This window comes from Candidatus Anoxymicrobium japonicum, from assembly GCA_002843005.1.
Taxonomy (GTDB): Bacteria; Actinomycetota; Geothermincolia; order Fen-727; family Anoxymicrobiaceae; genus Anoxymicrobium; species Anoxymicrobium japonicum.
Window position 1 is genome coordinate 1 of record PHEX01000007.1, and the last position, 22325, is coordinate 22325.

Sequence of the window (22325 nt, forward strand, 5' to 3'; positions counted from 1 at the left end):
TGCGATGATGAATTCTCTATTGCTTGGAGCGGACAGCGCGGATAGAATTTGAGAGAGAAAGAGTTAGGCGGACTGGGTCAAAAAGTGCGAAAGTCCACTCACGAATACGTTATATATTCCCCCCCCGATTCCTGGTTACACCACTCTTCCCAACGCCCCGGATGTGGGAACCCCGGCTTCCAATCCTACCAAGCCCGACGCGCCGACGTTTGGATCCGGTGGAGATGTTGACACACTGGGAGCCGCGGGGCTCGATGCCCCCGTGAGGCTGCTCGAGCCCAGTTGGTCGCACTTCCTGGAGAAGGCGATGGTCGATGACGTGGCAGGGAGCCACATGCTCGTATCGACGCCACCCGAGGTTCATTTCACATGGGATACCACCGCTTACAACTCGAACGAGACGGTTTACCTTGGCGATGAAGATTGCACGCTGGTTATCGACAAGGTGAGCTTTCCTCCTGACGCTAATGGGTACACGGCGACTATCGTGGCTAAGGGCGATGTGAGGATAGACGCCTCGAATGGGACGAATTGGTTTGTCGATACCAATCAGACTTTGAACATCATCGCCGGCAAGGACATAAGGAGGACGACCACGGGTTTCATGCTGGCGAGTTCGGAGAACTGCGCTTTTCACTTTTACGCGGGCCACGACATAGAGATGCGCGATATGGCGTGGAAAGCGGCGGGAGTTCACGAGTTTTACGGTTCTTTCACGGCGGGCAACAGGGTGTATTTTGAAAGCCCGTACACGCTGTGGCAGTGGACGACTTTCAAATGGAGCAGGTGGGGATTGGATCCGGTAGGCTGGACGCCGTCATTCACTGTACAGAGCTGGCGGGAAATATAGACCAACTGGCGGAAATATGAAAAGGTGCCCTGAGCACCTGGATGAAGAAACGATGGTGTCTTGCATGGATTGCGGCAGGGATTTCTGCCGCGTGTGCAATCCCATGCTGGGCGCCGGGCAGTGGTGCCCGATCTGCTACGACAGGTCGTTGAAAGACCTCACGGCGAAAGAGACGGGCGACGAGAAGCGGAAAAAGCGCGGGCGGCTGAGGATAAGTCTGAGAAATGCCGCGGTATTCACAAAAAAACATTTTCCCATTTCTTTTTCACAGAAGATTTCATGGGAGGGGGAACCACCACTTGTGAAGGCATGGCCCGGGTTCCTGGTTGCCGCAATCGGGGGCGGCGGGCTCTGGATGGCAGCCGTGCTTCTGACGCGCAGGCGCCTTGCAATCTTTTCCATATGCGTGGCACTCCTCGTGGCATGTGCGGTGGTCCGGTCACTGGGTGTGAAATACGGGGTCGCGACAGCGGTGCTTGCTTCTGCGACAGTGATGTTGGCGCTGGTCGCGGGCGAGTTGATCGTGCAGTTGCTGTACCGTCTTGAGGTCATCAGGAAACTCGATCTTGTGCGGGCCTGGGCAAACACTCCCAACAGCCGTATCTATGCCATTTATTACAAGAAGCTGCTGCTGGCGCGGATGCTTCCAGCGGTGGTGATCGCGTTCATTGTCGGGTGGTGGCCGCTCAAGCGCAAATTAGGCTGGAAAGGTTTCTCGACTTAACTTTTGGGGAGCAGGTCTTTTTTCTTAAGTCGGTACACGTTATCTGGATTGAAGGCCATCGACTCTGAGAAAAAAGACCTGCTCCCCAAAAGTTAAGTCAGGATGTTCGCCCCGTTTTCCGTCAGCAGCACCGTTTCCTCGTGGCGCGCGCCGAACTCGCCTTCGATGTAGACGCCCGGCTCGATAGTGAAGACCATGCCGGGCTCGAGTGTGTCAGTTGAGAGGCTTGACAGGGTTGGCTTCTCGTGCGCCTCGAGGCCGACGCCGTGCCCGAGCCCGTGAACGAAGTTCTCGGCGAAACCGAGCGCTTCGAGCCGTTCGCGCGCGGCGCGGTCGACGTCTGCCGCCGCCACGCCGGGAGCGAGGATCGCGAACGCGGCGTCTGACGCCTCGCGCACCACATCGGTGACCCGCGCCTGGAGTTGAGTTGGCTCACCGAGGCAGATTGTCCTGGTGACGTCGCAGCAGTAGCCGTCCTTGAGCGCGCCGAAATCGATGACCACCAGGTCGCCTTGCTCGAGCCGCCGGTCGGTGATTCGCGCGTGCGGCATCGAGGAGTTCGGGCCGGAGGCTACGATAGTGTCAAACGCGGGTTTGTCCGCCCCGGCGCTCATCATCAAAAAATCAAGGCGGGCGGCGAGTTCGCGTTCTGAAACGCCGGGTGAGATCATGGGGAGCAGGTTCTCCCAGGCGCGCCGCGCACACCCGGCCGCGAGGCGGATGGCCTCGATCTCTGTCGGGTCTTTGCGCTCGCGCATGGTTTCGACGACCTTGCTTGTGAACTCGATTGTCGAGTCGGGCAACGACTTGATGAGCCTTTGCTGGAAAGCGATTGTGGACGAGTCTTCGAGCCCAACGGCGCCCTGGCGCTTGTGCAGGCTCGCGGCAATCGACTCGGTGATGTCGCGCGTGACGATATTGACGTTCCAGTTGGCCGTTTCGCGAGCCACCTGCTCGCGGTAGCGGCCGTCCGTGAAAATGGTGGCCGCCTCTCCTGTGATGACCGCGACAGCGCTCGAGCCCGTGAAGCCACTCAGGTACCGGACGTTTTCAGCCTTTGTGATTACAAGCGCGTCGAAGAATAAGGGGTCAGGCACCGTCTACCTTTCCGTCTACCTCGCGCGCAAGGCAAGGTATAATTGACCCGCGCGCTATCGATCATTCGCGAGAGAAGCAGGAACAAGTGAACATACTATTTCTTTGCTGGAGAGACGTAAAGAACCCGAGGGCCGGGGGGGCTGAGGTTTACATCTTTGAAGTGGGCAAGAGATTGAACGCGCGCGGCCACAGTGTCACGCTTTTCACGGCGGCGTTTCCCGGTTGCGCGCCGGAGGAGTCGATAGATGGCGTGCGGGTAATCAGGCAGGGCGCGCAGGTTACAGTGCAGTGGCGGTTTTACAGGTGGTGGAGGAGGCAGGGGCAAAACGACGGCTACGACACGGTCGTTGAAACGGTCAACACAATCCCGTTTCTTACGCCTCTTTATATTCGTGGGGGAAAGATGCGCCGAAAAGCGCTGTTTTTCCAGCTTTGCGGTCGTGTATGGTGGTACGAGAGCGTATTCCCGCTCAACGTGATCGGTTTTCTTTTAGAGCCGCTTTACCTCCTGGCATACCGGCGGACCCACGTGGCCACTATCTCGGAATCGAGCAGGAAAGACCTTGTGAGACACGGTGTGCCCGGGCGGCTTGTCGATATCTGCCCAGTGGGAATTGACGCGCGGCAGCCGGAAACGATTGCGTCCGGGGGCGATGGGCTGAATATACTGTTTGTCGGGCGACTTACACCGTCAAAGCGGCCAGATCATGTCATAAAGGCTTTTGCGAAAATACGCCTAACGCGCGCCGACGCCAGGCTGTGGATCGTCGGTGACGGCAAGCCTCGCTTCAAGGCCGGGCTCGAGCGGCTTGTCCGGGCGCTTGGGCTCGAGCGGGATGTCACATTTTTCGGACGGGTTTCAGAGGACGGGAAAGCGCGGCTCATGAGAGAAGCGCATGTGATCGCGGTAACCTCGGTCAAAGAGGGATGGGGGCTGGTGGTGACAGAGGCGGCCGCGCGCGGCACTCCCGCTGTCGTGTACGATGTGGACGGGCTTCGCGATTCGGTTCGCGGCGGCGTAACCGGCGTGGTCTGCGGGGAGAACACTCCCGAAGTGCTCAGCCGCGAAGTTCTTGCGCTTGCGGCCGATGCGTTTCGCCTTGAGAAAATGAGAAATAACGCGCGCGCGTTCAGCAGTGAGTTCACCTGGGAGAAGGCAACGGAGGCATTTGAGCGTTTCATCGGATCGTGATATTGAACTGGAGGCAGGATGTCTGTATCAACAGCGGAATTTCGAAACGGACTTGTGCTCGACCTTGACGGGCCGCTTATGCGCATTATCGAGTTTCAGCACGTGAAACCCGGCAAGGGCGGAGCTTTTGTCAGGACAAAACTCAAAAACGTCGAGACCGGGAAAGTTATCGACAAGACGTTTCGCGCGGGGGAGAAGCTCGAGGAGGCGGTGCTCGAGCACAGGCGCATGCAGTACCTGTACAAGGATGGCGGCAACGACATCTTCATGGATCTCGAGAGCTTTGAGCAGGTTCACGTGGCGGCATCTGTGATCGGCGAGGACGCGAACTTTCTGGTGGAAAATCAGGAGTTGAGCGTTTTCACGAGAAATGGAAACGCGGTGACGATTGAGTTGCCGCCAGCGGTAACGTTGCGTGTTTCGAGTGCGGAACCGTGGCTCAAGGGCGACACCTCGAGTGGCGCCACAAAGCCGGTGACGCTCGAAACGGGGCTGGTCGTCCAGGCGCCGCTTTTTGTCAACGTTGGAGACGCGCTCAAGGTGGACACCCGGACAGGGCGCTACATGGAAAGGGCCTAGTGGTGTCGAGGGGACAGAGCAGCCGGGGTCACCAGCGCAAGTACGCGTTGCGAGTCCTCTTTGAGATGGACAGCAACAGGACGACTGTGCGCGAAGTAATGGATGGCAAGCGGCGCGCCGGCGAGGATGGGCCGGGGGATTTGGCGATTGAGCTCATCGAGGGCGTTGTCCGGCACTTGCCGGAGTTCGACGATATCATCGGCAGGTACGCCGAGGGTTGGGACATCGAGCGCATGCCTGGGGTGGATCGCAACATCATTCGCATGGCGCTCTACGAGCTGTTCTTTACAGACATACCACCGGGAGCGACTATCAATGAGGCCGTTGAGCTTGCCAAGGTTTATTCAACCGATGAGTCGGGCAAATTCGTGAACGGCGTGCTGGGCCGCGTGACCCGTGACAGGGAAGAGGGAAAATTGTCCTTGCCATCGTGATGGAACAGTGCTAATCTTTTTCATGGAGACCCTTTAATCTGGTTCGGAGAAACCGGGAAGGAAGGAAACTTGAAGACAGGAACCACAAAAGACGTCTTGCCGATTTTCGGCGGGGCGTTTAACTTTTTCCTCCTCCTCGAGTGAGAAAACGCATAATGGGGTCAAACCAAAATATGCGTTTTGCAACAGATAAATGATGGGAGTGCCCATAAAAACGCATATTTTGGTTTGACCCCATTATGCGTTTTCAAAAGTTAAACGGAAGAAGAAAGAGTTGACCACATGAGTTTTGAAGCGCGGACGAAGGTGATAGACGCGGAGGATGTCGCGAGGGTCGTCACACGCATATCACACGAGATTCTGGAGCGGAACAGGGGCGTCGAAGACATTGTACTGGTTGGAATCCGCACCCGCGGGGTTTTTCTCGCGCGGCGACTTGCCACCGTTATTGAACGAATCGAAGGCTGCGCGATCGAGGTTGGCGAGCTCGACGTGTCTTTTTACCGCGACGACATCGCTTCCAGAGGAGGCGCCGCGAACGTCGGCGTCACCCGGATCGACTTTGACATCAACGACAAGCGGGTTGTGATTGTGGATGATGTCCTTTATACGGGGCGCACTATCCGGGCGGCGATGGACGCGCTGATGGATTTCGGGAGGCCGCGGGTGATCCAACTGGCGGTGCTTGTCGATCGCGGGCATCGCGAGCTTCCTGTCAGGGCCGACTACGTTGGAAAGAACCTCCCGACATCGGGAAACGAGAGGGTCAAGGTCTCGCTCGAGGAGATAGACGGGACGGACATGGTAGAGATCGGCGAGGAGGCATGATGCCGGATGTGACGACAGATCACAGGCACCTGCTGTCGATATCAGATCTCGACGCTTCGGAGATACTCAATCTCCTGGACTCAGCGCGCTCGTTCGCGGAAGTCTCGATGAGGCCGGTCAAGAAAGTCCCCGCGCTTCGTGGCAGGACCATTGTCAACATGTTCCTCGAGCCGAGCACGCGCACAAAGATCTCTTTTGAAGTAGCTGCGAAGCGCCTCTCGGCCGACGTCATGAACTTTTCTCCAGCCGCGAGCAGCTTCTCCAAGGGTGAGAGCCTCAAGGACACGGGCAATACGATAGTGGCAATGGGCGTGGACGCGCTGGTGATCAGATCCTCGAGCGCCGGCGCGCCTCATATTCTTGCCGATTGGGTGGACTGCTCGGTCATCAACGCGGGCGACGGCATGCACGAGCACCCCACCCAGGCTTTGCTGGACCTGTTCACGATGCGCGAGTGGCTGGGCCGGCTCGAGGGCCTCAAGGTCGCTATAGTCGGAGACATAGACCACTCGAGGGTCGCGCGCAGTAATATCCACGCGCTCAACAAGGTTGGCGCTGAAGTGATGCTCGTGGCGCCCCGATCGCTGTTGCCCGAGGCGGTAGAGGAGATTGGCGTCACAGTCACCAGCTCGCTTGATGAGGCGCTTGAGTGGTGTGACGTGCTCTATCTCCTGCGTATCCAGGTAGAGCGTGTGAATGAGTCCCGGTTTCCCTCCCTGCGCGAGTACATGCTGCTGTACGGACTTACTCAGACGCGCTGGTCGCGCTTGAAGCGCAAGCCGCTGGTGATGCATCCCGGCCCGATGAACCGTGGCGTGGAGATAGCGTCCGAGGTAGCCGACGAGGTCGAGCCGGTGATAATCGCTCAGGTGTCGGCCGGAGTCGCCGTGCGGATGGCGGTTCTGTACGACATTCTTGGAGGCAGCCGTGACTGATGGCGTTCTCATAAAAGGCGGCACGGTCCTTACGTTCCCGCAAGGGTTCATCAACGATGCCGACGTAAAGATCAAAGGTGGAATCGTGCGCAAGGTCGGATGCGGCCTGCGGCCGGATGGCTGCGACGTGGTGGACGCCTCGGGATGCGTTGTGGCGCCCGGCTTCATAGAGATGCACGCTCACCTTCGCGAGCCGGGGGCGGAGTACAAGGAGGATGTCGGCAGCGGGAGCCGCGGCGCGGCGCGCGGCGGCTACTCAGCCGTGTTTTGCATGCCAAACACGGAGCCTTCGATAGACAACTCCTCGGTCGCGGAGTACGTGTTCGACAGGGGAGAAGATGAAGGGCTGTGTATGATCCTCCCGCACGGGGCCATCACCATGGGCCGGAAAGGGCAGACGCTTGCGCCGATGGGAGAAATGGGCGCGTGCCGCGCGCGGGTCAAAGGGTTCAGCGACGACGGGAATCCAGTGGTCGACTCTGAGATAATGCGCCGCGCGATGGAGTACGCCCGCACCATGGGGGCGCTCATAATTTCCCACAGCGAAGAGAAGAGCCTGTCGGTGGGCGGACAGATGAATGAGGGACGTTACGCGACGCTCCTCGGGTTGCGGGGAATACCGCCCGAGTCGGAACAGATCGGCGTTTTTCGTGATATATGCCTTGCGGAGATGACCGGCGCGAGATTGCACCTCGCCCATCTTTCCACGGCGGGCTCGGTGGAACTCGTGCGCGCGGCGAAGCGGCGTGGCCTGCCGGTTACCTGCGAGGTCGCGCCTCATCACTTTTCGCTGGACGACTCCAGCTTGATGGGGTACGACACGAACATGAAGATGAACCCTCCGCTTCGCTCAAAAGAGGATGTGGCGGCTATTCTCGAGGCGCTCTCCGACGGCACCATTGACGTGATCGCGACCGACCACGCGCCGCACGCGCCGCACGAGAAAGAAACCGAGTTTGACCGCGCCCAGTTCGGGTGTGTGGGCATGGAGACGTGCTTCGCGCTGGTGATCACGCGGCTCGTGGACACGGGAGTGCTCAGCCTCTCAGACGCGATATCAAAACTTACCGTGGCGCCCGCGCGCGTCATGAGCATGGAGCGATTGGGCTATCACCCGGCGGTAGAGGAAGGCGCGCCCGCGAACATCGTTGTTTTTGACCCAGATCTCAAATGGACGGTTGACCCCGCGGCGTTCGAGTCACGCTCGCGCAACACGCCTTTCGCGGAGTGGCAGGTCAAAGGCAAGGTAGTGCACAAGGTGTTTCGCGGAAAGATGGTCGTCAGGGACGGTAAGCTCTCATGTTAACTTTTGGGGGTCAAAAGTTAAGGGGGGTGCTGGTTCTCGAGGATGGGACTACATATCAGGGAGTCGCGTTCGGCGCGCCCGGCGAGTTCTTCGGGGAAGTCTGCTTCAACACGAGCATGACCGGATATCAGGAAATATTGACAGACCCGTCGTACACGGGGCAGATGGTCAACATGACGTACCCGCTCATCGGCAACTACGGGGTGAACACCGAGGATTTCGAGTCCGACCGCGTCCACATGGGCGGCTTCATAGTGAGAGAATTGTCACGACTGCGCTCCAACTGGCGCTCCTCGGGCGACCTGGACGGTTTTCTAAAAAGCAACGGCACAGTCGGCCTCGAGGGCATTGACACGCGCGCGCTCACGAGGCGCATTCGCGCAAAAGGCGCGATGAAGGCCGCATTGAGCACCGTCGACCTCGATCGCGACAGCCTTCTCGCTCGCCTCGAGGGCGCGCCGGGGCTCGTCGGGCGGGATATGGTTCGAGAGGTAACGATCTCGAAGCCGTACGTATGGGATGACGTCACGACGGACGAGGCCGGTGACCCGCGGTTCGAGATCGTCGCCTGTGACTTTGGGATCAAGCGTAATATTTTGAGGCTGCTTGCCAGTCTTGGCTGCCGCGTCACTGTTGTCCCGGCGAGCGCGACGGCGGAGGAGATACTCAATCTGAACCCCGACGGCGTGTTTCTCTCCAACGGCCCCGGCGATCCGGCGGCGGTCACGTACGCGATAGACACTGTTCGCGCTCTGCTGGGGAAAAAGCCGATCTTCGGCATTTGTCTGGGGCACCAACTGCTCGGGCTGGCCCTTGGCGGCAGGACATACAAGCTCAAATTCGGGCACCGCGGCGCCAACCAGCCGGTCATGCGCAAGGACACCGGGCGCGTCGAGATAACCGCGCAGAACCACGGTTTCGCGGTGGACACGGAAAGCCTGGCCCAGTGCGAGTACTTTGATGTGGAACTCACGCACTGGAATCTCAACGACATGACATCCGAAGGGATGAGATGCGAAAAGGCGGGGGCCTTCTCGGTTCAGTACCACCCGAAGGCCGCGCCGGGACCGCACGACTCCCGTTACCTTTTCGAGGCGTTTCTCGACCTCATGAAGGAGTGGCGCTAAGTGCAAAAACGCAACAAAGGGGCTTGACCCCCGGTGTTGCGTTTTCTCAAGCTATTTATGGGAGGAAGCGATAGATGCCGCGCCGCACTGACATCGAGAAGATAATGATTATCGGTTCCGGGCCGATTATCATCGGGCAAGCGTGCGAGTTCGACTACTCCGGCACCCAGGCGTGCAAAGTGCTCAAGGATGAAGGCTTCGAGATCGTGCTTGTCAACAGCAACCCCGCGACGATCATGACGGATCCGCAGTTTGCCGACCGCACGTACATCGAACCCGTTACGCCCGAGTGGGTGGAGAAGATAATCGAGCGGGAACGGCCACAGGCGTTGCTGCCGACGATTGGCGGGCAGACCGGCCTGAACGTTTCCGTCGCGCTCGCGAAAAGCGGTGTGCTGGACAGGTTCGGCGTCGAGCTTATCGGCGCGCGTTACGAGGCCATCGGCAAGGCGGAGGATCGAAACCTCTTCAAAAAGGCGATGCGGAACATCGGGCTTGACACCCCCGAAAGCGACTTCGCGTACACGCTCGCCGAGGCCGAGAGCATCGCGAAGGGAATGGGGTTCCCACTCGTCATCAGGCCTTCGTACACGCTTGGCGGCGGCGGCAGCGGACTCGTTTACAACATGGCTGAGTGTCTCGAGACGGCGCGCCAGGGGCTCGACCTGTCACCGATAACCGAGATATTGATAGAGAAGTCGGTCAAAGGGTGGAAGGAGTACGAACTCGAGGTCATGCGCGACAGCAAGGACAACGTTGTCATCGTGTGTCCTATCGAAAACTTTGACCCGATGGGCGTCCACACGGGCGATTCGATAACGGTCGCGCCCGCGCAGACACTCACCGACGTCGAGTACCAGGCGCTCCGCGACGCTTCAATCGATATCATGCGCGAGATAGGCGTGGAGACTGGCGGCTCGAACATACAGTTTGCCGTCGAGCCTGACACCGGGCGCGTCGTCGTCATCGAGATGAACCCGCGCGTGTCGCGATCGAGCGCTCTCGCTTCAAAGGCCACAGGTTTTCCGATAGCGAAGATAGCCGCGAAGCTTGCGGTAGGGTACACGCTCGACGAGATACCCAACGACATCACCCGCGAGACGCCGGCGTGTTTCGAGCCTGCTATCGACTATTGCGTGGTGAAGGTGCCTCGTTGGGCGTTTGAGAAATTCCCCGGCGCCGATGAGGCGCTGGGCACCAGAATGAAGTCGGTAGGCGAGGTCATGTCTATCGGCCGCACGTTCAAGGAGGCTATCCAAAAGGCGGTGCGCTCGCTCGAGATCGACAGGTACAGCCTGCGCGACCTGGAGGACACGCCGGAGCGTGACCTGCTCGATGAACTCGAGGTCGCGAGCCACGACAGGCTCTATAAGATATATCACGCGTTGCAGGAGAACATAGGAATCCCAGAGATATTCGAGCGGACGGGAGTCGATTCCTGGTATCTCGACAACCTGGCTCAGATCGCGGAGATGGAACAAGCGCTCGATAGCCACGACATTGACAGCATACCTGATGATCTGTTGCGTGAGGCGAAGCGTTACGGCTTCTCGGATGTGGAGCTGGCGAGGTTGTTGGGCTCGAATGAGCTCGCGGTGCGTGAAAGCCGCAAGGAGCGGGGGATAATCGCGATCTTCAAGTCCGTTGACACGTGCGCCTCCGAGTTCGAGGCGTACACGCCTTACTACTACTCCACGTACGAGGATGAGGATGAAACCCGCGACACCGGCAGGGAGAAGGTGATGATCCTCGGCGGCGGGCCCAACCGGATAGGCCAGGGGATCGAGTTTGACTACTGTTGTGTGCACGCGTCGTTCGCCTGCCGTGAGATGGGGTACGAGACTATAATGGTCAATTGCAACCCCGAGACGGTCTCGACCGACTACGACACGAGCGACCGGCTCTTTTTCGAGCCCCTCACGTTCGAGGACGTGATGAATATTGTCGATCGCGAGAAGCCGATGGGAGCGATAATTCAGCTCGGGGGGCAGACGCCGCTCAAGCTCGCGATACCGCTCGAACGCGCGGGGGTGAAGATACTCGGTACTTCTCCCGCGGCGATAGACCGCGCCGAGGATCGCGAGCAGTTCGGCGACATGCTGGAGAAGCTTGGCATAGATTGCCCGCCCGGCGGCGTCGCGACTTCGGTGGAGGGCGCTATCCAGGTAGCGGAGCGCATCGGCTACCCGGCGCTGGTAAGGCCCTCATACGTTCTCGGCGGGCGCGCCATGGAGATCGTTTACTCGGATGAGATGATGAAGTATTACATGGAGACGGCGGTCAAGGCCTCTCCCGAGCATCCTGTCCTCATCGACAGGTTTCTCGAGGACGCGAAGGAGGTAGACGTTGACGCGCTCTGTGACGGCGTTCGGGTGTATATCGGGGCTATCATGGAGCACGTCGAGGAGGCTGGCATTCACTCCGGCGACTCGGCTTGCGTGATACCGCCGATTTTCTTGAGCAAGCGCGTAAAGGCGGACATCACGAGATTCACCGAGCAGCTTGCCATCGAGCTCGGGGTCGTGGGGCTTATCAACATTCAGTACGCGGTGAAGGACGAGAAGGTGTTTGTGCTCGAGGTAAACCCACGAGCAAGCCGCACGGTTCCGTTTGTGAGCAAGACGATCGGCATCCCGCTCGCAAAGATGGCGACGCGCCTGGCGCTGGGGCAGACGCTGGACGATCTGGGTTTGCGCGAGGAGCGGTTCTCGAAGCTCAAGCACATCGCGGTCAAGGAAGCCGTCCTGCCGTTTGTGAGGTTCCCCGGGGCGGACACAGTGCTCGGGCCTGAGATGAAATCAACAGGCGAGGTCATGGGCATAGACGATTACTCGCCGGGATCCGACACCGGCATAGGGATGGCGATGGTCAAGTCGCAGATCGCGAGCTATAACCAGTTTCCCACGGCGGGCGCCGTGTTCATCAGCGTGCCGGATAAAAAGAAGAAGGACGCGGCGGACATAGCGCGGCGGTTCTTCGAGGAAGGCTTCAAGTTGCTCGCGACCGTCGGGATCGCGACGCGGATACGCGAGCGGGGCCTCGACGTGGAGAGTGTAAACAAAGTAGGGAAGGGCAAGCCCGACATTGTCGATTTCATCCGGGACAGGAAGATTGATCTCGTGATCAACGTTCCGGATGGTCACGGCAGTCGTGGGAGCGGGTATGCCATTCGCACTGAGGCGACCATGAACGGCGTGCCGTGCATTACGACCATAGAGCTTGCCTCGATAGTCATCATGGGCATCAAAGCGTTGAAAAAAAGCGACATGAGGGTCAAGAGCCTTCAGGAGTACCACGCCGCAATCGAGAAAGAACTGGAGGAGGCGCAAGATGAGTGAGGCTTCGACAACGGCGCCTGTTTCATCGATCGCGGTTGTCACAGCTCGCAATGAGGTCGCGCGTGACGTGCACGTTCTGACGCTCGAGATCACCTCGGGCGCGCGCGCGCCGCTTCCAGGGCAGTTCTACCAGATCGATTGCGGGGGCGGCCGCGAGCACCTTCTTCCAAGGCCTATAGGAGCAATGGACGCGCGAGTCAGCAGGGGAGGCGTGGCGCTGGCGTTCATGGTCGAGTCGGTTGGTTGGGGCACCGGCAGGTTGTGCCGGCTCGTTCCCGGCGATGAGATCAGGGTGCTTGGGCCGCTGGGCCGTGGATTTGGCCCGATCAGTGGAGGCACGGCGTTGATTGTCGCGGGAGGCATGGGCTTTGCTCCGCTATGTTTTCTCGCAAGCAAGATGGATAGAGATGGAGAACGGTATGATCTGCTGGCCGGCGTAAACTCAAAGGAAAAATATATGCCCGCCCTCGCTACGCTCAATGGAGTAGTCGAGGTTTTCTCGGACGATGGCACGATTGGCAGGAAAGGGATAGTGACCGACGGTGTGGCATCGCGTCTTGACGAGGGTGGTTACACGAAAGTCTACACATGCGGGCCGGAACCCATGATGGAGTCAGTCGCCCGCGTGGCGCTGACGCGTGGAGTGCCCTGCGAGGTATCCCTCGACTCCAGGATGGCCTGCGGGATAGGAGCGTGCCGCGGGTGTGTGCGGGAAGGCTCACACGGGCGCAACCTGTGCGTCTGCGCCGACGGCCCGGTGTTCGACTCGCGCGACGTCAAATGGAATGTTACAACGAAGTTTGACCAATGAGACGTGGGACATGACAAAGATAAACCTTGCCGTAGACCTTGCGGGCATAAGGCTCGAGAATCCCGTGCTGCTGGCGTCGGGGACTGCCGGCTACGGCACGGAGCTCGCGCCGTTGATAGATTTGGGTAAGCTTGGCGGCATAATATTGAAGTCGGTCACGGTTGACGCGCGCGCGGGCAACCCGTCGCCGCGGATATGGGAGACGCCATGTGGGATGCTTAACTCGATAGGTCTCGAGAACGTTGGGATCGACGCGCTCGTGGAAAATACGCTCCCGGCGCTGGAGGAACTTGGGATGTCGGTTTTTGCGAGCATCGCGGGCGATACGGCACGGGATTACGAGCGTCTTTCCTCGAGGCTCCAGGGCGCGGGGGGAGTCGCGGGAATCGAGGTCAACGTTTCATGTCCTAACGTCGAGAAAGGCGGAATCCAGTTTGGCGCCGACGAGGGCGCGACAAAGAGTGTGGTGATGGCGGTTCGCGAAAACTGTTCACTTCCCGTTTTCGTGAAACTCTCGGCCGCGGTCACCGACATAACGCGCATCGCGCACTGTGCGGCGGATGCCGGCGCGACCGGCTTCTCGCTCATCAATACGATTCCGGGTCTTGCCATAGACACGGCCAGCAGGAGGCCCAGGCTCGGTGGCGTCACAGGCGGGCTGTCGGGTCCCGCGATCAAGCCGGTCGCGCTCAAGGCGGTCTGGGAGTGTTACAGAAAGATGGGAATGCCTGTGATAGGCGGCGGGGGCATCTATGATTCAGACGATGTGGTAGAGTTTTTGCTTGCCGGAGCGACCGCGGTATCAGTAGGAAGCGCGATGTTTTCAGACCCGCACAGGGCTATCGATATCGTTGAAGGATTGCCCGGCGCCGTGACGCGCGCGGGCGCGTCTTCAATTAAAGAGTTAATTGCCGGCATGCGAATTTAACTTTGGGGTCAGTCCCCCATGGCGCGTCCGTGCGCCATGTGGGACTGACCCCAAAAGTTAAGCTTCGTGAATATCGTCGGGATACGCTACACGCCATAGATACAGGCCTCTCGCAGGGAGCGGATCCGCGCAGGGCTTCCCGCTTCCGTCCAGATGACGCCTGAGATCATCGAGGCTCATGCGGCCGCGCCCCACAGAGAAGATCGCCCCCGCCATTACCCTGACCATGCGGTACAAAAAAGCGTTCGCGATGACGCGGATGCATAGCAAATCCTGGCTGACGCGGACGACATCGCACTTCAGCACGTTACGCACCGCGGAGACATCGCTTCCACCTTTGACGCGAAACGCGGAAAAATCATGCTCGCCCGGAAAAAGCGCGCACGCCTCTTCCATCATGCGGAGGTCGAGCGGCTTCGCCACGTGAAAGACGCGCTCCTCGAGGATCGGCGAAGGAGATTTCCTGTTGAGTATGAAATATCGGTACTCGCGCCACAACGCGTCTCGCCTGGGATCAAACCCCTCCCTGGCGCGCGCAAGCGCTGTTACCGCGATGCCATCGGGCAAGAGCGCGTTCAATCCGATGAGCGCCCTGTCCGTATCCACCTCACGCGCCAGGTCGAACGCCGCGACCTGTCCAACCGCGTGCACGCCCTTGTCGGTGCGGCCCGCGTAACGCGCGACAACCTCTGTGCCCGTATAAGTAGAAGCGGCGCTCTCCAGCGCCCCATGGATCGTCGCGAGGCCCGGCTGCCTCTGGAAACCGTGGAACGAGGTTCCAACGTACTCGAGTGTCAAACAGTAACAATACCGTCTATCAAGAGTGTCTTGACAGGCGCTCTGGCGACCGGGCGCTGACACCAACGTCATAACGCTGGCACTCTGTGCTCGATCATCGACTCCAGGGACGAGTAGCTCACCACACCACGATCCACGGCGTCTATTGCTCTGCGCAAGTTGCTCGTGAGAACCGGATCAACTGAGACTTCGGCAATCTGTCTCATCAGATCGATAATCTGCTTCATCGTACGCACCATGTCGCCAACAGACCTGTCAGGAAACCGGCTGAGCATCTGCTCGAGCCCTGCCCCTCTCGCCCAGAAAAACGCGGCTTCCCCGAAGCCCGTGTCGGGCGACCCAACGAGGTCGAGCCCGCGATTGCCCTCAGCGGCCTTTATGTCATCGAACACGCTGTTTAGCCAGTCAAGCGCATCGCCAAGCTTGCCCTGGAGATGTTCGTAACGAGCTCTCGCGACGCGCCTGGTTTCATCTGTCTCGGCCTCGCGCGACTCGTAAATAAACCACGACGCGAAAGCCGCGAGCTCCTCGGGTTCGAGTTGCGACAGTATCCCGGCATCGAGCGCCTCGACCAGCAAAAGATCGCACTCGTTATAAACGCGCCTGAGCATGTCGCCCTTACCTGTCATATCCTCACCTTTCACAAAACCAAAACTGTTCAAGACATCGAGCACGTCCACCAGCCGCCGCGACACGACATCGTGTCCCGAGTCCCTTTCCTTGCGAGCGCTATCCATCTGCCGGGATATCTTTTCCGCGCGCCGCGCGGATTGCGCGCATCGCTCTCGGCGCTCGCAATCGTTGCAACGGTTGCCCTTGATATCTTGCTCGAGCATTGTGATCGCCGTGAACAGATCAATCTCCTCGGGTGTGCCACCGGCGCCGGCCGTGATCGAGCCGGCGTTCCTGCAAATCTCCTCTATCTTTGCTCCCGCCTGCTTGCGAACTTTCCTTGTCGGCGATGTGATCCTGGCAATGTCAACAACCCCAACCACGCGCGGTGGGTGCTTGAGGATCCGCTCGGAAACTTTCCTGTAACGTCCCATCGGATCCACAACAAGCACTCCGCCTGGCGTATTACGGCCCTCCTGGCGCTTGCGCACCACGGCCAGCGCCTTCTCCGAGCCTCGATGACCCACAAGAATGACATCGCCTGGCTGGAGCCGCGTCATAGTCTCTCTTACCTCGCGCTTTCGCCGCTCCTTTGCGATGGTGGAAAGCCGTCGCTGCGTTTTGGCAAGCTGCATCTCGAGCTGACGGAACTTCCGCGCGTCGGCATCCGGGCAGCGGCTCGCGTCGATCTCCTGATCGAGATCCTCGTCGAGAGCCTCCAGCCGCAACTGCAGTGTGACCACGCGCTTATCCGCGCAGTACTGGGCAAAGGAGAGGTTTAGCAGGCGCTGAGCGCCTGTGAGGTCGTGCTCGGCCATGATATTCACCGCCATGTTGTAAGAGACCTCAAACCGCGATACGACAGGGTGCGGTTCGCGTTTCACAAGCGCGCGTATCTGGTCCACGTTAAAAAACTTCTGGTGAAGGATAACCGAGTAACCGATCTCGTCGATCCCGCGCCGCCCCGCCCGCCCGGTGAGTTGCTTGTACTCGCCCGGGGTCAGCGGCCTGTGGGCCTCGCCGTTCCACTTGGAAAGTGTCTCAATAACCACGGTGCGCGCGGGCATGTTCATCCCGAGTGAAAGCGTCTCGGTCGCAAAGACGACCTTGATGAGTCCGCTTGAAAAAAGCTCTTCTACGGCTTCTTTGAAGAGGGGAAGAGCGCCCGCGTGGTGCGCCGCTACGCCCGCCTTCATCGCTGTCGCGAAGCTCTCGTAATTCAGGCACGCGAGATCCGCCGGATCGAGAAAACGCATCTTCTCGTCGAGGTACGCCTCGATAGCCTTTGCCTCGGCGGGGCTTGTCAGCGACATCCCATCCTTGCGGCAATAGGTGACGGAATCCTGGCATGCGGCGCGAGAAAAAAGGAAGTATATCGCCGGCAGCATATCCCGCCGTTTGAGCTCCCTTATGACTTCAGTCCTTCTGGGCGCCAGGTTCGGCCCTCTCCCGCCACGACGTCCACTTCCCGATCCGGACGAACGATACTTGAGCGCCTCTATCTGCTCACTGATGACGCGGGTGAGATTTTTGTCGAAGAGCCCGCAAAGCGCTTTGCCAACGAAGTAGTGGTTGCGCAATTTGACGGGCCGCTCTTTCGAGAAAACGACATCCACGCCACCTCTGATGCTGTTCATCCAATCGGCCAGGTCGCGCGCGTTGGATACTGTCGCGCTCAAAGCTACGATCTTCACCGTGTCGGGCAAAAGAATTACTATCTCTTCCCAGACCGCGCCCCTTTCCGGATCCTGCATGTAATGGACCTCATCTAAGACGACCACTCCCAGTTCATCCAGTTTCGAACTCGATTCATAGATCATGTTGCGCAGCACCTCGGTCGTCATCACGACCAGTGGCGCCTCGCCATTGATGCAGTTGTCCCCCGTGAGAAGGCCCACGTCGCCTTGCGGGTACACGCGGGACAAATCCCTGAACTTCTGATTGGAGAGCGCCTTCATGGGCGTCGTATAGAAGAACTTCTTCCCCTGAGATCGCGCCTGCTCCAACGCGTACTCGGCGACCACTGTCTTGCCCGAACCCGTGGGAGCGGCCACGAGCACAGACCTGCCTTCCGAGAGCCTGTCAATCGCGTCGCACTGGAACTCATCCGGCGAAAACCCGTATTTTTTTCTGAATTCATCGGTGTTCATGCATTCATTGTATCAGGGGTCAGGCACCGTCTACCTTTCCGTCTACCGCAACATGGGGTCAGGCACCGTCTACCGCTTTAGCGGTAGACGGTGCCAGACCCCTACTCATATAATGTCTTCAGGTTAGAGAAAGGAAATCACCTGTGCGCGTCTACCTGGAGAAAGCCGATGGCGGCATCACAACAACTTCATCGCTCGATGGAGTTGCCCTGACCGACGCCAAACTACTCTGGATCGACTCCCTCGCTCCGTCCGACGACGAGATTTCTCGTATCGGCGAACTCATTGGAACGCACCCGCTCGAACTCGAGTACTGCAGGAGGCCCGACGGCAAACCGAAACTGCAGGAGTTCCCCAACCACCTTTTCATCTCCTGGGAATTTCTCTGTGATTCGCCCGAAACCGATGTGATAGAAACCACGCCGGTGTTTCTGTTTCTTGGCGCAAACTTCCTCGTGACCGTGCACCGTGACAAGCTCAGCGACATCGACAACGTTTGGGACAAGCCCCGGGGCGGCCCGGAACTCCACAAACACAACCCGGCCCTCGTTCTCTACGCGATACTGAATAGCGCGGTTGATGATTACTTTCCGATAATCGAAGAGATCACGAACAACATCGACATGTACCAGGACATGCTGATGTCCGGCGAGGTAGCCGGCGACTTGCAGGTCATCATGTCACAGAAGCACCGGAACATGGCTATGAGGAGACTCGTCATGGCTCACCGCGACGTGATCCTCAAGCTCGGGCGCAGGGACACGCCATTCGTGCCCGAGCACCTCACGCTTTACATCTTGGATATCTACGACCTCCTCATCCGCGTGGCCTCGGAAGTGGAAACAAACGCGGATCTCATCACGGCGTCGATGGACATCCACTTGAACGTCGTCTCGAACCGCTTAAACAAGATCATGAAGAAGTTGACGATAATCTCGACGATATTCCTGCCGCTGACGTTCCTCGTCGGTCTTTACGGGATGAACTTCAAGTACATGCCTGAACTCAGTTGGAAATACGGGTACCTTATGGCCTGGGTCGCCTTCCTCATCATCGCGGTAGTAACGTATTTCCTGGCCAGGTGGTTTGTAGACAAGCCGCCCCGAAAGCGCCGCGACATGGTCGGTGACGACAGTTGAACGAAGCAGCGGGCAGTTATTCCACGATAGAAACGCCATCATCGGCAACCGGCGATCAGTGCTCGAGCATCCATGTCGAGCGCGTGCGTGCGTGCGACAGGCTCAAGGTTGAAGGCCCGCTGTTCGCGCTCGCGTCGGCCGTGGTAGTCGTTTCGTTCCTGTTGCCCGCACTGAGATCCCGTCACATGTGGATCAGCGCGCCGTGCGTCTTCCACAAAGTAACGCGCGTTCCATGCTTCATGTGCGGCATGACCAGGAGCTTCGTGTTCACCGCTCACGGAAACTTGCACAGAGCGTTCGAGATGCATCTCCTCGGGCCACTTCTTTTTTTGGTGGCTTGCGGACTCGTGGCATATCTGGGAAGTGTACTCGCCTTCGGCTATCGCATAAAATACAGGCTGGCGCCACGAACGCGGAGAATAGCGTTCTGGTCGGCGCTTGGGATACTGTTGATATGCTGGGGAATCAAGATAGCCTTCATTAGAAGCGGTTGGTAGCATTCAGGGTTCAGGGAAAGGAGCAGATGATGGAGCAACAGCAGAGCAGTCTCGTTCAAAACCTCTATTACTACATTCAGGAGCGTGTTAACAGCGACTGGACAACGGAGGCGGGCATTGCGATCCTTCTCACGGTCGTCACCTGCGGCATCTACGGCTGGTACATCTTTTACAAGTTGATGGAACGCAGGGACATGCACCTTGCCCGGATCGCGAATATGGTGAACACGTCCGTTGCGCTGCTCAACGAGAAGGCTGCCGCGAGCGGCAAGACCGAGCTGATCGGCCAGGAGGTAGCACAACTGGCGATGATCCAGCGTGAGATGTTCGATCAGAGCCGCGAGCGCGGCGCCGCTCTGTGGCTGGTGCTGGCTATCTTCACTGGAATAGCGCTCTGGATCGGATATTACTTCTTGATGGACGACTTCACAAAACATGACCAGCTCGAAGCGCAGTACTTCACATTGATGTCATCGGCACTCGCCAAAATGGAGTTGTCCACACAGGCTTCGCAGGCGGCGCCAAGTATCCCGGAGCGCAACTTCGTCGCCTACCTCATCCTCTCTATCGTGACCTGCGGCATTTATTCCCTGTACTGGATGTATGTGCTGATCGATGACGTCAACCGGCATGTGGAAGCGCAGATACAATGGGAAGACTTTATCTACTCGGCGCTCGCGTCGGCGTGACGGCCAACACAATGATTTGTGATCCACGGGCGCGTCAGCGCTCTGATGAACAGGAGGCAATAAATGAAATTCTGTAACCAGTGCGGGCAGGGCAGCGCCGACGAGGCTGTCTTCTGCATACAGTGCGGGACGCCACTTGCGGACGCTCAGCAAACACAAACCGTTAACCAACCAGGTGAGGCCACGCCAACACCAACGGCAGGCGACCCTCTCCCGCCGCCCCCACCGGGAATGCCTCCGGGAGCGGGTGCGCCGCCACCTCCCGGCTACACGCCTTATCGCCGGGCGCCTCAAACCGATGGAATGGCTGTCGCGTCCCTCGTGTTGGGCATCGCGGGATTCTTCTGCTGCCCTCTGATAAGTGGCATTCTAGCCGTGATCTTCGGATACATGGCGCGGCGCAACATCAAGGAGAGTGGTGGCGCTCTCGGGGGCGACAGCATGGCGACGGCAGGCATAATCCTGGGGTACGTCCAGCTCGGCCTGACCCTCCTGTTTATCGCTATCTGGATAATCACCATCGTAATATCTGGCACGAGTTGCTCACATCAAGGTTGCCACTTTAACATGATATTTCCGGCGATCTTCATGGCGCTAGTCTAGGGGTCAGGCACCGTCTACCTTCTACGCAGTAGAGGTAGACGGAAAGGTAGACGGTGCCTGACCCCTGACCTGGCTCAACGCATAAAATGGTTTGACCCCATTATGCGTTTTCTTCTTCGTCCTCCAGGGAGACGCTCTCGATTTCGCCTTCCATGGAATCGACCAGCAGTTCTACCTTTGCCTGAGCTCCATCGAGTTTTTCCTGGCAATACTTGATAAGCTCGACGCCGCGCTCAAAAAGCGACAGGCTTTGCTCGAGTTCGAGTTCGCCGCTCTCAAGCGAGTTGGTGATCTTCTCAAGCTCCTCTATCGCTTCCTTGAAAGTAGGCTCATTCTTCAAAAGTCCTCACTCCTTCCCTGTGACCTCGGCGTCCAGAACGCCGCTCTCCAATTTTATCTTCAAGGCCGCCCCCACGACTACGTCCGCAGCGGAGCGGACCACTTTGCCCGTGGACTTCTCGAGCGTTATCGAATAGCCTCGCTTGAGCACCGCGAGCGGGCTCAAAGCCGTGACCCGCGCCTTCGCGCGTTCGAGCGCGATCCTCTGTCGCGCGAGCATCTCATCCGGTCGCCCGAAAACCGGCCTGCTCACTATGACCCTGAGCCTGTACCTGCTACGCTCGAGACCCCTTCGTGGACTTTCTGGGAGCGCCTTTGAAGCACGCTCCCACCTCTGCATGAACCGCCCCAGAAGGAAATCCACTCCTCTGTAGAGCGGCAAGCGCTTGATGCCCGCCAGTTGCCGTCGGTCGCTTTGCCCCCTCGCCGCCACATGTCCGCGCATGGCGACGGCGCTCGATCTAAGCATTGAGCGAACATGGGGGCAGTCAGGGACAGCGGCCTGAGCCGCCGAGGTTGGAGTGCTGGCCCATCTGTCGGCGACGAGGTCGGCGATGCTCACGTCCGGCTCGTGGCCTATGCCTGTTATCACCGGCAAGCGCATGCGCGCCACCGCGCGAGCCACTTCCTCGGTGCTGAAAGGCTCGAGATCCTCGATAGAGCCACCTCCGCGGGCAAGAATCACCAGGTCTACAGGAAAATCGGAGTCGAAAAAACGCAACCCGGCGCATATCTGCTCAACCGCGCCGACGCCCTGCACTCGCACGCCCCGCACGAAAACACTCGCGGGCGGAAACCGTCTCGCAATCGTTGTGGTGACATCGCGAACGGCCGCGCCTCTCGGAGAGGTAACGACCCCGATGCGCTCGGGGAACGCCGGCAACGGCTTCTTGCGCGCGTCGTCGAAAAGCCCCTCAGCCTGCAGTTTCTTCTTTATCATCTCGATCCTGCGCTGAATTTCGCCTACCCCGAATAAGCGCATCTCAGACACTCTCACCTGGTAGCGACCCTGCTTCTCGTACAGAGTCAACACTCCTTCGACCACGACCGAGGCGCCGTCCTCGAGCTTGAAATCCAGGCTATCAAAAAGCCGCTTTGGCACGATGGCCGGCAATGTGGCTTCGCTGTCGCGCAGGCTCAAATAGACGTAGTACGGATAACGCGTGTTGAGTCCGGACGCCTCGCCCCGCACTGTCACGCGAATGCCCTCGAGAGCCTGCTTTGCCATCCGGTTGACCTCGCTCACCGTAAGGATCGTCTCGGCGTCAGGTGGCGCCTGATCTAACGGCAAGGTCATCTCTTCGTCTTCCATCGATCCACTCTCCTTAGACGGTGCCTGACCCCTATT

At 58.9% G+C, this 22325-nt stretch carries 21 protein-coding genes; 16 read left to right on the forward strand and 5 right to left on the reverse strand.

Annotation, left to right across the window (positions count from 1 at the left end; translation table 11 throughout):
- Positions 1 to 163: 163 nt before the first annotated feature.
- Both CVT63_01235 and CVT63_01240 read left to right on the forward strand, forming a co-directional pair.
- Positions 164 to 850: a hypothetical protein gene (locus CVT63_01235; GenBank protein PKQ28701.1), complete on the forward strand. Its 687-nt coding sequence runs from the start codon at positions 164 to 166 to the stop codon at positions 848 to 850.
- 16 nt (positions 851 to 866) lie between these two features.
- Positions 867 to 1574 carry a hypothetical protein gene (locus CVT63_01240; protein ID PKQ28702.1) on the forward strand — a complete coding sequence of 236 codons (708 nt, stop codon included), beginning with the start codon at positions 867 to 869 and terminating at the stop codon, positions 1572 to 1574.
- A gap of 92 nt (positions 1575 to 1666) precedes the next feature.
- Here CVT63_01240 and CVT63_01245 read toward each other — a convergent pair whose 3' ends face one another.
- Entirely contained in the window at positions 1667 to 2671 is a 1005-nt protein-coding gene (locus CVT63_01245) for a hypothetical protein (GenBank protein ID PKQ28703.1), read from the reverse strand.
- 86 nt (positions 2672 to 2757) lie between these two features.
- Here CVT63_01245 and CVT63_01250 point away from each other — a divergent pair, with 86 nt between their 5' ends.
- From CVT63_01250 to CVT63_01295, 10 genes are all read left to right on the forward strand, one after another.
- Positions 2758 to 3864, forward strand: a complete 1107-nt coding sequence (locus tag CVT63_01250) for a glycosyltransferase family 1 protein (protein ID PKQ28704.1) — start codon at positions 2758 to 2760, stop codon at positions 3862 to 3864.
- An 18-nt stretch (positions 3865 to 3882) separates the two neighbouring features.
- The gene (efp, locus tag CVT63_01255) at positions 3883 to 4443 is read left to right on the forward strand and encodes an elongation factor P (protein PKQ28705.1); all 561 of its coding nucleotides are present in this window, start codon (positions 3883 to 3885) and stop codon (positions 4441 to 4443) included.
- Entirely contained in the window at positions 4443 to 4877 is a 435-nt protein-coding gene (gene nusB, locus CVT63_01260; GenBank protein PKQ28706.1) for a transcription antitermination factor NusB, read from the forward strand. Before efp ends, nusB begins: the two co-directional genes overlap by 1 nt.
- Before the next feature lie 282 nt (positions 4878 to 5159).
- On the forward strand, positions 5160 to 5705 hold the full coding sequence (locus CVT63_01265) for a bifunctional pyr operon transcriptional regulator/uracil phosphoribosyltransferase PyrR (GenBank protein ID PKQ28707.1): 546 nt from the start codon (positions 5160 to 5162) through the stop codon (positions 5703 to 5705).
- A complete protein-coding gene (locus tag CVT63_01270) occupies positions 5705 to 6640 on the forward strand; it encodes an aspartate carbamoyltransferase (GenBank protein ID PKQ28708.1) in 936 nt (311 codons plus the stop codon). The genes CVT63_01265 and CVT63_01270 overlap by 1 nt, the downstream gene beginning before the upstream one ends.
- A complete protein-coding gene (locus tag CVT63_01275; protein PKQ28729.1) occupies positions 6633 to 7946 on the forward strand; it encodes a dihydroorotase in 1314 nt (437 codons plus the stop codon). The genes CVT63_01270 and CVT63_01275 overlap by 8 nt, the downstream gene beginning before the upstream one ends.
- Positions 7940 to 9073, forward strand: coding sequence for a carbamoyl phosphate synthase small subunit (locus CVT63_01280; GenBank protein PKQ28709.1), 1134 nt, complete (start codon positions 7940 to 7942; stop codon positions 9071 to 9073). The genes CVT63_01275 and CVT63_01280 overlap by 7 nt, the downstream gene beginning before the upstream one ends.
- A 74-nt stretch (positions 9074 to 9147) precedes the next feature.
- Positions 9148 to 12411 (forward strand): carbamoyl phosphate synthase large subunit, encoded by a 3264-nt coding sequence (gene carB, locus CVT63_01285; GenBank protein PKQ28710.1) that lies wholly within the window; start codon positions 9148 to 9150, stop codon positions 12409 to 12411.
- Positions 12404 to 13222 carry a dihydroorotate dehydrogenase electron transfer subunit gene (locus CVT63_01290; protein PKQ28711.1) on the forward strand — a complete coding sequence of 273 codons (819 nt, stop codon included), beginning with the start codon at positions 12404 to 12406 and terminating at the stop codon, positions 13220 to 13222. The genes carB and CVT63_01290 overlap by 8 nt, the downstream gene beginning before the upstream one ends.
- A gap of 10 nt (positions 13223 to 13232) precedes the next feature.
- Positions 13233 to 14150, forward strand: coding sequence for a dihydroorotate dehydrogenase (locus tag CVT63_01295; protein PKQ28712.1), 918 nt, complete (start codon positions 13233 to 13235; stop codon positions 14148 to 14150).
- 57 nt (positions 14151 to 14207) lie between these two features.
- Here the strand turns inward: CVT63_01295 and CVT63_01300 are convergent, their stop codons facing one another.
- Both CVT63_01300 and CVT63_01305 read right to left on the reverse strand, forming a co-directional pair.
- Entirely contained in the window at positions 14208 to 15020 is an 813-nt protein-coding gene (locus CVT63_01300) for a tRNA pseudouridine(38-40) synthase TruA (protein ID PKQ28713.1), read from the reverse strand.
- Positions 15017 to 17710, reverse strand: a complete 2694-nt coding sequence (locus CVT63_01305; protein ID PKQ28714.1) for an RNA helicase — start codon at positions 17708 to 17710, stop codon at positions 15017 to 15019. Before CVT63_01305 ends, CVT63_01300 begins: the two co-directional genes overlap by 4 nt.
- A gap of 143 nt (positions 17711 to 17853) precedes the next feature.
- On the opposite strand from CVT63_01305, the gene corA reads away from it, so the two are divergent.
- The 4 genes from corA (at position 17854) to CVT63_01325 (ending at position 20638) form a co-directional block, all read left to right on the forward strand.
- On the forward strand, positions 17854 to 18849 hold the full coding sequence (gene corA, locus CVT63_01310; protein PKQ28715.1) for a magnesium and cobalt transport protein CorA: 996 nt from the start codon (positions 17854 to 17856) through the stop codon (positions 18847 to 18849).
- Entirely contained in the window at positions 18846 to 19346 is a 501-nt protein-coding gene (locus CVT63_01315; protein ID PKQ28716.1) for a hypothetical protein, read from the forward strand. The genes corA and CVT63_01315 overlap by 4 nt, the downstream gene beginning before the upstream one ends.
- Before the next feature lie 26 nt (positions 19347 to 19372).
- The gene (locus CVT63_01320; GenBank protein ID PKQ28717.1) at positions 19373 to 20035 is read left to right on the forward strand and encodes a hypothetical protein; all 663 of its coding nucleotides are present in this window, start codon (positions 19373 to 19375) and stop codon (positions 20033 to 20035) included.
- A 63-nt stretch (positions 20036 to 20098) separates the two neighbouring features.
- Positions 20099 to 20638, forward strand: a complete 540-nt coding sequence (locus tag CVT63_01325; protein PKQ28718.1) for a hypothetical protein — start codon at positions 20099 to 20101, stop codon at positions 20636 to 20638.
- Between the two features lie 100 nt (positions 20639 to 20738).
- Here the strand turns inward: CVT63_01325 and xseB are convergent, their stop codons facing one another.
- Both xseB and xseA read right to left on the reverse strand, forming a co-directional pair.
- Positions 20739 to 20978 carry an exodeoxyribonuclease VII small subunit gene (xseB, locus tag CVT63_01330; GenBank protein PKQ28719.1) on the reverse strand — a complete coding sequence of 80 codons (240 nt, stop codon included), beginning with the start codon at positions 20976 to 20978 and terminating at the stop codon, positions 20739 to 20741.
- Positions 20979 to 20984: 6 nt separating this feature from the next.
- Positions 20985 to 22289: an exodeoxyribonuclease VII large subunit gene (gene xseA / locus CVT63_01335; GenBank protein ID PKQ28720.1), complete on the reverse strand. Its 1305-nt coding sequence runs from the start codon at positions 22287 to 22289 to the stop codon at positions 20985 to 20987.
- Between the last annotated feature and the right edge of the window lie 36 nt (positions 22290 to 22325).

Excerpts from the sequence above, each read along its gene's own strand:
- CVT63_01240 (PKQ28702.1), top strand. The coding sequence starts at position 867 with ATGAAAAGGTGCCCTGAGCACCTGGATGAAGAAACGATGGTGTCTTGC.
- xseA (PKQ28720.1), bottom strand. The coding sequence starts at position 22,289 with ATGGAAGACGAAGAGATGACCTTGCCGTTAGATCAGGCGCCACCTGAC.
- CVT63_01290 (PKQ28711.1), top strand. The coding sequence starts at position 12,404 with ATGAGTGAGGCTTCGACAACGGCGCCTGTTTCATCGATCGCGGTTGTC.
- CVT63_01320 (PKQ28717.1), top strand. The coding sequence starts at position 19,373 with ATGATGGAGCAACAGCAGAGCAGTCTCGTTCAAAACCTCTATTACTAC.
- CVT63_01305 (PKQ28714.1), bottom strand. The coding sequence starts at position 17,710 with ATGAACACCGATGAATTCAGAAAAAAATACGGGTTTTCGCCGGATGAG.
- efp (PKQ28705.1), top strand. The coding sequence starts at position 3,883 with ATGTCTGTATCAACAGCGGAATTTCGAAACGGACTTGTGCTCGACCTT.
- CVT63_01325 (PKQ28718.1), top strand. The coding sequence starts at position 20,099 with ATGAAATTCTGTAACCAGTGCGGGCAGGGCAGCGCCGACGAGGCTGTC.
- CVT63_01270 (PKQ28708.1), top strand. The coding sequence starts at position 5,705 with ATGCCGGATGTGACGACAGATCACAGGCACCTGCTGTCGATATCAGAT.
- CVT63_01295 (PKQ28712.1), top strand. The coding sequence starts at position 13,233 with ATGACAAAGATAAACCTTGCCGTAGACCTTGCGGGCATAAGGCTCGAG.
- CVT63_01265 (PKQ28707.1), top strand. The coding sequence starts at position 5,160 with ATGAGTTTTGAAGCGCGGACGAAGGTGATAGACGCGGAGGATGTCGCG.
- CVT63_01280 (PKQ28709.1), top strand. The coding sequence starts at position 7,940 with ATGTTAACTTTTGGGGGTCAAAAGTTAAGGGGGGTGCTGGTTCTCGAG.
- carB (PKQ28710.1), top strand. The coding sequence starts at position 9,148 with ATGCCGCGCCGCACTGACATCGAGAAGATAATGATTATCGGTTCCGGG.
- CVT63_01300 (PKQ28713.1), bottom strand. The coding sequence starts at position 15,020 with ATGACGTTGGTGTCAGCGCCCGGTCGCCAGAGCGCCTGTCAAGACACT.